The following is a 9,156-nucleotide window of genomic DNA, read 5'->3' as shown; positions in this document are numbered from 1 at the left end:
CGAGCGCCGGAATGACGGGGGGAGGATGTCGCCCTCACCGCACGAGGCAGGGGCGCTTGTTGTCGAAGGTCCAGTCGGGGACGAGGAACCGCATCGCCGCCGCGTCGTCGCGGGCGCCGAGGCCGTGGTCCAGGTAGAGGGCGTGGGCCGCCTCGACCTCGGCCATGTCGATCTCGATGCCGAGGCCGGGGCGCTCCGGCACCCGCACGAGGCCGCCGCGGATCGTGAGCGGTTCCTTCGTCAGGCGCTGGCCGTCCTGCCAGATCCAGTGCGTGTCGATCGCCGTCACCTTGCCGGGGGCGGCGGCCGCGACGTGGGTGAACATCGCTAGCGACACGTCGAAGTGGTTGTTCGAGTGCGAGCCCCAGGTCAGCCCGTGGTCGCGGCAGAGCTGGGCCACGCGGACCGAGCCGGCCAGCGTCCAGAAATGCGGGTCGGCCAGCGGGATGTCGACGGCGCCGAGCTGGATCGCGTGGTTCATCTGGCGCCAGTCGGTGGCGATCATGTTGGTGGCGGTGGGGAGCCCCGTCGCGCGGCGGAACTCGGCCATGATCTCGCGGCCCGAGAACCCGTCTTCGGCCCCGCACGGGTCCTCGGCGTAGGCGAGCACGTCGCCCCGCCCCTTGCACAGGCGGATCGCCTCCGAGAGCGACCACGCGCCGTTCGGATCGAGGGTGACGCGGGCGTCGGGGAAGCGCTTGTGGATCGCGGTGACGGCGGCGATCTCGTCCTCGCCGGCGAACACGCCGCCCTTCAGCTTGAAGTCCTCGAACCCGTAGGTCTCGTGCGCGGCCTCGGCCAGGCGGGCGACGGCGTCGGGCGTCAGCGCCTCCTCGTCGCGCAGCCGCATCCAGCCGTCGCGGGCGGTCGGCTCGCGGTAGGGCAGATCGGTGCGGCGGCGGTCGCCGACGTAGAACAGGTAGCCCAGCATCGCGACGGCGTCGCGCTGCTGGCCCTCGCCCAGCAACGCCGCCACCGGCACGTCGAGGAACTGGCCGAGCAGGTCGAGGAAGGCGGATTCCACCGCCGTCACCGCGTGGATGGTGACGCGCAGGTCGAAGGTCTGGAGCCCGCGGCCGCCGGAATCGCGGTCGGCGAAGCGCGCCCGCATCGCGTTGAGCACCGCCTGCCAGGCGCCGATCGGGCGCCCGACGATCAGCTCGCGCGCCTCTTCCAGAACGCCGCGGATGCGCTCGCCGCCGGGCACCTCGCCCAGGCCCGTCGCGCCGGTGGAATCCTCGAGGATCACCAGGTTGCGGGTGAAGAACGGACCGTGCGCGCCGCTGAGGTTGAGCAGCATGCTGTCGCGGCCGGCGACCGGCACGACCCGCATCGCGGTGACGGTGGGGGTGCGCGAGAATCCGCGCGACGGGGCATCGACGGCGTCGGCCTGCATGGTCGCCTCCCGGGGCGTTGACGGGACCGGCGTCTGGCGCGCCGTCTACGCGAAGTTCTCGCAAGGATGCCGATGCGGGTCCAAGCCAAAGGCTGGATCGATCGATGCGTGGCGTGCATCGATCTTGGCATCGATCTTGGCATCGATCATCCCGGCGGCAGCGCCGCCAGGATCGCGATGAGGCGTGCGATCAGCGGGTCGTCGCCGTCGCGGCGCAACGCGAGGTGCAGCTCGGCCGGGCGCGGCGCCGGCAGGCGCAGGGGGCGGAACGCGACCTCCTCGAAGCGCAGGCGCTCGGCCGCCGCCGGCACCAGCGCGACGCCGAGCCCCGCGCGCACCAGCGCCAGGATCGAGTGGATCTGCGTCAGCTGCTGCACGATGCGCGGCTGGATGCCGGCCTCGGCGAACAGGCCGCGCACGAGGTCGTGGAAGTAGTGCGCCTCGTTGGGCGCGTAGGCGATGAACGGCTCGCGGTCGAGGTCGGCCAGCGTCAGCGTCGCACGCTCGGCCAGCGGGTTGCCGGCGGGCACGGCCACCACCATCGGCTCGGCCAGCGCCCGCACCGAGGCGAGGTCGGGATGGGTGACCGGCGGGCGGACCAGCGCCGCGTCGATGCGCCCGCCCAGGAGTTCCTCGACCTGGTCCTTGGTCACCATCTCGCGCAGCGAGAGCGTCACGTCCGGCAGCTCGGCCCGGGCCGCGATGACGAGGCGCGGCAGGAAGTCGTAGGCCGAGGCCGCCGTGAAGCCGAGCTTCAGCACCCCGGCCCGGCCGGCCGCGACCTGGCGGGTGACGTGGGTCGCGGTCTCGGCGAGCCGCAGGATGCGCTGCGCCTCGGGCAGGAAGCTGCGCCCGGCGGCGGTGAGGCGCACCGAGCGGCTGGTGCGGTCGAGGAGCTGCACGTCGAGGACGCGCTCCAGCACCTGGATCTGCCGCGACAGCGGCGGCTGGGTCATGTTCAGCCGGGCGGCGGCCCGGCCGAAATGCAGCTCCTCGGCCACGGTCGCGAAGCACCGGAGCTGGCTGAAGTCGAACATGCGTGCTCCTGACGGGACCCACCGGCTCTCGGGCGTACCGGACTTCCTTGCATCGCGCTGACGGTCGCGGCCAGACGGACGAGGCCAGCAAGGCGCCGATCGGTCCTGTCGGCTTGCCCCGCGATGCGCTTGACGGTCGTCGCCGTCGTTGACGGTCGTCCGAGCCTCCCTCATTTTGCGGACATGTTCGCGGGGGTTCCCCGGGCGCATCACGGGATGACTCCGATGGCCGGCACGTCCGCTCCGAACAGCCTCAACGTCGCCGAGCAGGTCGCCCGCGTCCTCCGGTCGAACGCCGAGACCCAAAAATTCATCGAGGAGCAGGCCAAGCTGCGTGCCGAGGCGGACAAGCTCGCGCGCGCGCGTGCCTTGGCACCCTGGCAGGTCGCCCTGTCCGGCATGGCCGCGGGTGCTGCGCTGTTCGGCGCGGACGCCGCCTTCGTCAAGGTGCTGGGCGGGTGACCGCCAGCCGCCTCCGCGACGTGCTCGCCCGGCTGCGCTGGTCGCAACGGGGCTTTGCTCAGGCGCTGGCCTGCGATGACCGCCTGGTGCGCCGCTGGGCGTCCGGGGATGCCGCGATCCCGCCCGATGTCGCCCGCTGGCTCGAAGCTCTGGCCGAGGCGCATACCCGCCACCCCGCGCCCGAAGGGTGGCGGCGGCGGTCCGCTTGAGCAGGTTGCGCAGGCGTGCCGTGCGGTCCCGCGCAACCTGCGACCGATCGGGACGCGTGACCGAAGACACGTCGCCGTTGAAGCGTTGCCTTGCCGACGCGAGCCGGCCCTAGCGCAGCTCCACCCGCCGGATCTCGCCGACGACGACGAGGTAGCAGAAGACGGCGACGAGCGCGTTCAGCCCGACGAACACCAGCGCGCCGTTGAACGACCCCGTCTGCTGCACGATGTAGCCGATCGCGATCGGGGTGGTGATGCCGGCGGTGTTGCCGAAGGTGTTGAACAGGCCGCCCGAGAGGCCGCCGCCCTGGCGCGGCGAGGTGTCGGAGACCACCGCCCAGCCGAGCGCCCCGACGCCCTTGCCGAAGAAGGCGAGCGCCATCAGCCCGACCACGAGGGCGTCGGTGGCGACGTAGTTGCAGCCGACGATCACCATCGAGAGCAGCATCCCGCCGACGATCGGGATCTTTCGCGAGGCGGTCAGCGAGTAGCCGCGCTTGAGCAGCCGGTCCGAGATCCAGCCGCCCAGGATGCCGCCGACGAAGCCGCAGAGCGCCGGCAGCACGGCGGCGAACCCCGCCTGCAGGATCGACAGGCCGCGCTCCTTCACGAGGTAGACGGGGAACCACGTCAGGAAGAAGTACGTCAGCGTGGTGATGCAGTACTGCCCGACATAGATCCCGAGCAGCATGCGGTTGGCGAGCAGCTGCCGGATGGTGCGGCCGGCGTCGACCTGGGCCACGCCCGCGTCGCGCCCGTCCATGTCGAGGAGGGCGCCGCCGGCCTCGATGTAGTCGCGCTCCCCCTGGTTGATCGCGGGGTGCTCCTTCGGGCCGTGGATCACCTGGGTCCACAGCAGGGCGAAGGCGATGCCGAGCGCGCCCATCAGGGTGAAGACGTGGTGCCAGCCGTAATGGTGGACGACGAAGCCCATCAGCGGCGTGAACAGCACGGTGGCGAAGTACTGCGAGGAGTTGAAGAAGGCCGAGGCGGTGCCGCGCTCGGCGGTGGGGAACCACGCCGCTGTGATCCGGGCGTTGGCGGGAAACACCGGCGCCTCGGCGAGGCCTACGAGGAGCCGCAGGCCGAACAGCACCGCCACCGCGGTGAAGCCGGTGAAGAAGCCGACGGCGCCCTGCATCAGCGTGAAGGCCGACCACAGGAAGATCGCGCCGGCGTAGACCCACTTCGCGCCGTAGCGGTCGAGCAGCCAGCCGCCGGGCAGCTGCGCCAGCACGTAGGACCAGGCGAAGGCGGAGAAGACGTAGCCCATCGCCACCGCGTCGAGGCCGAGGTCCTTGGCCAGCGACGGCCCGGCGATGGAGAGCGTGGCGCGGTCGGCGTAGTTGATGGTGGTGGCGATGAAGAGCATCGTCACGATGAGGAGCCGCACGCGGCTGCGCTTCACCGCGGTCATGGCGAGACCCGCGCCCATGGCGACCTTCTCCCTGAAGGCGGACCGCCCGGCCGTTGCCGGTGCGGACAGCGGTCGTTCTCTGACGACCCCTCGACGGGGTCCCGGCGACCGCTTGCGACCTCAGGTTAAGGGCGTGCTCGGCGCGGCGTCCAACTCAAAGGCTGAATGGATCGATGCAGGCTGCGCATCGATCGGCGGTGGGATGACGATGAACGACGTGGATGGGGACGGGGCTTGAGCGGACGGTACGGGCTGGAGATCCGGGCAGCCAACGCCGCCGACGCGCCGGGGCTCGCCGCCTTGATCGGCGCGGCGGGGCGGGGCATCGCGGTGCGCGACCTCGCCGAGCGGATCGAGGCCCTGCGCGGCCGCGACGGCGCGGCCCTCGTCGCGGTCGAATGGGGGCCGCCGGGCGGCCTCGTCGTGCTGCACTGGTATCATACGCTGGTGGCCGAGCCGACCGCGCAGATCACCACGCTCCTCGTCGCCCCCGACGACCGTCGGCGCGGGCTCGGGCGCCTGCTGCTCAAGGCCGCGGCGCAAGCCGCGCGCAGCGCCGGATGCGACGGGCTGGAGATGCTGCTGCCGCCGGACCGGCCGGACCTCGAAGCCTTCTGCGCGGCCACCGGCTTCGTCGCGGCCGGCACCCGGATGACGCGGCCGCTGCGCAAGAAGGGCGGCGAGCGCTGATGGAGGGCGCGGAGCTCAGTGCACCGTCGCGCCTTGGTCCGGGTCGATCTCGACCGCCTCGGCGAAGGGGAATTCCAGCACGATCTCGCCCTCCGCGTCGGTGACGACGAGGTCGGCCGTCATCAGCCGGGCTTGGTCCCGGCCGACGCCGAGCGCCGCCAGGACGGTGTCGCGGGCGGTCTCCCAGGCCGCGTCGGCGTCCGGCAGCTCGGCGCCGTCCGGGTCGGTCACCCAATCGTCGCCGATACGTGTGTTGAAGAAGTAGCGCGGCACGGTACAGGCTCCTGGACGCATCGGGGCTTCACGCAGGCGAAGCGGGATTTCGGAGCAAGACATGGTGAAGCGCAGCCGCGCCGCAACGCCGGGCGAGGCCGGCCAACTCGCGACGTGGTCGCCGCGCGCGGCGCTGACCACCGCACTCGTGCTCGCGTCGGTCGCGGGCGCCCGCGCGCAGCCGGCGGACGTTTCCGACGCGCGGGTGCTGGCGCTGGTGCGCGGGCACCGCACGCACGGCTTCGTCACCGTCGGCCAGAGCCTCGCCTACGCCGAGCGGGCCCGGCCCCAAAGCTTCCGGCTGGCGCGGGCCCGGGTCGAGCGGCGTGCGGGCGAGCCGTTCACCCGCGTCCGCCTCTGCTATTGGCTCCGCCCCGCCGGACGCCCGGCCGAGCCGGCTTGCGGGATCGACTACCTCGTCACCGACGGCCCGCCCCATGTCGAGGTCGCGGAGGCCTTCGGCGGCCTCGGCCGCGAACTCGAAGCCGGCCGCGAACGCTTCGTGCGCGCGCTGGACCGCGAACTCGACCTCCGGCGCGATCCGGCCGCGAAGGCGCTCGACGACGCGCTGGCGCCGTTCGACCCCTACGACCGCCGGTAGGGCGGACGCCATCGTCTTCACGCATCTCGCCACGTCTCCCGAACGGGAGAGGGGGGGCGCGCCGCGCCGTGCTCAGCGCGATCCTGGAAAGGTCACGCCCCTCATCCTGTCCTTCTCCCCCCGGGAGAAGGGACCCGCGCTTGAACTCCGGCCCCTGAGCGGGATCTGCGACCCCGGCCTCGCGGCGTCCGGCCGCGCTGCCGTCGTGGCCCCGCCCCCTATCTCCTAAAACATCGCAGGAGGACCGTTCCGTGCCCGACGAGACGCTGACCGTCTATTACGACGGGGCCTGCCCGCTCTGCCGGGCGGAGATCGGGCATTACCGCCGCTGCCGCGGGGCCGATCGCATCGCCTTCGTCGACGTGGCGCCCGACGGCGCGCCCCTCGGGCCGGACCTCGACCGGGCGGCGGCCCGCGCCCGCTTCCATGTCCGCGACGCCGACGGCCGGCTCCGGTCGGGGGCCGCCGGGTTCGCCCGGCTCTGGAGCGCGCTGCCGGGCTGGCGCTGGCTCGCGGGGCTCGCGCGGCTTCCGTTGGCGATGCCGCTGGCCGAGATCGCCTATCGCGCGTTCCTGCCGCTGCGTCCGCGCATCGCCCGCCTTCTGGTGCGCAACCGTTGAGAACCCGTCGCCGCGCTTGATCCCGTGGGCCGCGGCCGAGAAGGTAGGGCATGGCTCGCAACCGCATCCACCTGACCACCGACATCCTCGCCGACGCCCTGCACCGGCTCGGGATCGCGGCGGCCGCGGTCGATCGCGAGGCGTTGCGCCGGGCGTTGGGGCTCCCTGAGCAGGACGGGTTCGTCGAGGACGCCGCCGTGGCGGCCGCGCTCCGCGACGGCGACGCGCGGCGGGCCTTCACCGAGGGCGGCGTCGCGGCCCTGCGGCTCGCCCTGCCGGCGCTCCGGGCCGAGCCGGCGCGGGACGGCGCCCTCGCCTGGCATCTCCGGGTGAGCCTGCCGCTCCTCGACGACGGCCGCCTCGACCTGCGCCTCGACGCGCCGCCGGGCGAGGCGGCGGCCGAGATCCTGGAGGAGATGGCGCTCGGCAACGATCCGGCCTGGCGGCTCGACGACCTGCGGGCGGCGCTTGCCGAGACCGCGGCCGGGTTCGCGCGCACGCTCCACCGGACGGTGGCGCGCCTGCGCGACCAGATCCGCGACGACCTCCACGAGATCGGGGCGGACGCGCCCACCTACATCGCCCACCTCGACCGGTCGCTGCGCGCCCGCGTCTTCACGCCCTCCCCGAACCTCGCCCACGCGATCCTCGACACCCTGAAGACCGTGCGGACGCGGGCGAAGGTGGTGGCGCGCGAGGAATCCGGACGGCGGCGCCTGCGCGACCGGGTCGGGTTCGGCTCCTACATCGACAAGTTCGTGCCCGCCCGCCGGCTGAACCGGCGCATCGTCTTCCACATGGGCCCGACCAATTCCGGCAAGACCTACGCGGCGCTCGAAATGCTGGCGAAGGCGCCGACCGGGACCTACCTCGCGCCGCTGCGCCTGCTCGCGCTGGAGAACTACGAGGCCCTGCTGGAGCGGGGCCTGCGCGCCGGCATGGTCACCGGCGAGGAGATCCTGGGCGAGCCGGACCCGAGCCACACCGCGCGCACCATCGAGACCGCTGACCTGCGCCGCCCGGTCGAGGTCGCGGTGATCGACGAGATCCAGATGCTGTCCGACCCCGACCGCGGCTGGGCCTGGACCAACGCGCTGTTCGGGATTCCGGCGCGGACCGTGATCGTCTGCGGCTCGGACGACGCGCTCTCGCATGTCCGCCGAGCGGCGGAGGCCGCGGGCGAATCCCTCGACGTGGTCACCTTCGTGCGCAAGACCCCGCTGGTGGCGCTCGGTGAGCCCGTTCCGCTCGAATCCGTGCAGCCGGGGGACGCCGTCGTCGCCTTCTCGCGCCGGGCCGTGCACGAGAACCGCGAGGCGCTGGTGGCGGCCGGGCGCAGCGTCGCCACCATCTACGGCGCGCTCTCGCCGGAGGTGCGGCGGGCGGAAGCGCGGCGCTTCCGCGACCGCGAGGCCGAGGTGCTGGTCACCACCGACGCGATCGGCATGGGCCTGAACCTCGGGCCGCTCAAGCGCGTGATCTTCTCGGCCGTCGCGAAGTGGGACGGCACGGCGACCCGCCCGCTCACCAACCCCGAGATCCGCCAGATCGCGGGACGCGCCGGCCGCTTCGGACATCAGGACGAGGGCCACGTCTCGGCCACCGACGACGCCAGCCTCGGCCCGATCCGCGACGCGCTCGCCGGCGCGCCGACGGCGCCCGCCGCCGACACCCGCTTCTACGTCCGGCCGGACCTGATCGCGATCGAGGCGGCGGCGGCCGAACTCGGCACCGACGCGCTCGCCGAGGTGCTGACGCATTTCTCGCGCGCGACCTTCTACGACGGCTCCCCGTTCCAGCCCTCGGCGATGGAGGAGGCGCTGGAGGCGGCGCGGGCGGTCGACAAGGCGCACCTGCCGATCCGCGAGGCCTTCGCCTTCGCGGTCTGCCCGATCGACCGGCGCGACCCGGCCTCGACGGCCATGCTGGACCGCTGGGTCCAGGCGCGGGCGGCGGGCGCGCCCGTCGCGGCGTTGCGGGCCAACGTCGGCGGCGAGCTCGAATACCTGGAGCGGACGGTGAAGCTCGCCGCCGCCTACCTCTGGCTGGCGCGGCGCTTCCCCGACACGTTCGACGAGGCGGAGGCGACCAAGCTGCTGCGCGGCCGCGCCAACGCCGCCATCGAGCAGACCCTGCGCGAGACGGCTTCGTGCAACCTCGCGGCGCGGACCCGGCCGCGCGTGCCGGCCTGACCGCTGCGGCGTCCTCCCTCCCCTGCGGAGGCTTCCTGATTCACACAGGCCTGGTTCTGGCGGTTCGCTTTGCGCGCATCCGCTCGCCCCGCATGGATCTCGGGCTTGCCCGAGATCCGAACCTACCTGCCGAAATCGGGCAGGCCCGACTTCGGTGGGGGAGAGGGCTTTGCCGACCTCGTCGTCAGGCCTTCCTCCATGCGTGCACTCCTCTCCGTGGCCTTCCTGGCCATCGGCGTCGCCGTCGGCGGTGCCTTCC

The 9,156-nt window shown here is 73.1% G+C and carries 10 protein-coding genes; 6 read left to right on the top strand and 4 right to left on the bottom strand.

Annotated features, from left to right (window positions below; translation table 11 throughout):
- Positions 1-34: 34 nt before the first annotated feature.
- Together gudD and MFF13_RS25120 are read right to left on the bottom strand one after the other, a co-directional pair.
- Positions 35-1,396, bottom strand: a complete 1,362-nt coding sequence (gene gudD, locus MFF13_RS25125) for a glucarate dehydratase (RefSeq protein WP_147815307.1) — start codon at positions 1,394-1,396, stop codon at positions 35-37.
- 146 nt (positions 1,397-1,542) lie between these two features.
- Positions 1,543-2,433 carry a LysR family transcriptional regulator gene (locus tag MFF13_RS25120; RefSeq protein ID WP_147753502.1) on the bottom strand — a complete coding sequence of 297 codons (891 nt, stop codon included), beginning with the start codon at positions 2,431-2,433 and terminating at the stop codon, positions 1,543-1,545.
- A gap of 225 nt (positions 2,434-2,658) precedes the next feature.
- Here MFF13_RS25120 and MFF13_RS25115 point away from each other — a divergent pair, with 225 nt between their 5' ends.
- Positions 2,659-2,895, top strand: a complete 237-nt coding sequence (locus MFF13_RS25115; protein ID WP_147753501.1) for a hypothetical protein — start codon at positions 2,659-2,661, stop codon at positions 2,893-2,895.
- Entirely contained in the window at positions 2,892-3,104 is a 213-nt protein-coding gene (locus MFF13_RS25110; RefSeq protein ID WP_147753500.1) for a helix-turn-helix domain-containing protein, read from the top strand. Before MFF13_RS25115 ends, MFF13_RS25110 begins: the two co-directional genes overlap by 4 nt.
- Before the next feature lie 109 nt (positions 3,105-3,213).
- On the opposite strand, the gene MFF13_RS25105 is transcribed toward MFF13_RS25110, so the two are convergent.
- Positions 3,214-4,539, bottom strand: a complete 1,326-nt coding sequence (locus MFF13_RS25105; protein ID WP_147753499.1) for an MFS transporter — start codon at positions 4,537-4,539, stop codon at positions 3,214-3,216.
- Between the two features lie 216 nt (positions 4,540-4,755).
- Between MFF13_RS25105 and MFF13_RS25100 the strand changes: the two genes are divergently transcribed.
- The gene (locus tag MFF13_RS25100) at positions 4,756-5,211 is read left to right on the top strand and encodes a GNAT family N-acetyltransferase (RefSeq protein ID WP_147753498.1); all 456 of its coding nucleotides are present in this window, start codon (positions 4,756-4,758) and stop codon (positions 5,209-5,211) included.
- A gap of 15 nt (positions 5,212-5,226) precedes the next feature.
- Here the strand turns inward: MFF13_RS25100 and MFF13_RS25095 are convergent, their stop codons facing one another.
- Positions 5,227-5,484, bottom strand: a complete 258-nt coding sequence (locus MFF13_RS25095; protein ID WP_147753497.1) for a DUF6894 family protein — start codon at positions 5,482-5,484, stop codon at positions 5,227-5,229.
- A 61-nt stretch (positions 5,485-5,545) separates the two neighbouring features.
- On the opposite strand from MFF13_RS25095, the gene MFF13_RS25090 reads away from it, so the two are divergent.
- From MFF13_RS25090 to MFF13_RS25080, 3 genes are all read left to right on the top strand, one after another.
- Positions 5,546-6,085 carry a hypothetical protein gene (locus MFF13_RS25090; RefSeq protein WP_238273267.1) on the top strand — a complete coding sequence of 180 codons (540 nt, stop codon included), beginning with the start codon at positions 5,546-5,548 and terminating at the stop codon, positions 6,083-6,085.
- Positions 6,086-6,336: 251 nt separating this feature from the next.
- Entirely contained in the window at positions 6,337-6,705 is a 369-nt protein-coding gene (locus MFF13_RS25085; RefSeq protein ID WP_147761841.1) for a thiol-disulfide oxidoreductase DCC family protein, read from the top strand.
- 50 nt (positions 6,706-6,755) lie between these two features.
- Positions 6,756-8,897, top strand: coding sequence for a helicase-related protein (locus MFF13_RS25080; RefSeq protein ID WP_238273266.1), 2,142 nt, complete (start codon positions 6,756-6,758; stop codon positions 8,895-8,897).
- Positions 8,898-9,156 lie beyond the last annotated feature (259 nt).

It is taken from the genome of Methylobacterium cerastii, assembly GCF_022179125.1.
GTDB classification, from domain to species: domain Bacteria; phylum Pseudomonadota; class Alphaproteobacteria; order Rhizobiales; family Beijerinckiaceae; genus Methylobacterium; species Methylobacterium cerastii.
The sequence above is the reverse complement of the archived record's forward strand: the minus strand, read 5'-3'. Positions and strand labels throughout refer to the sequence as shown.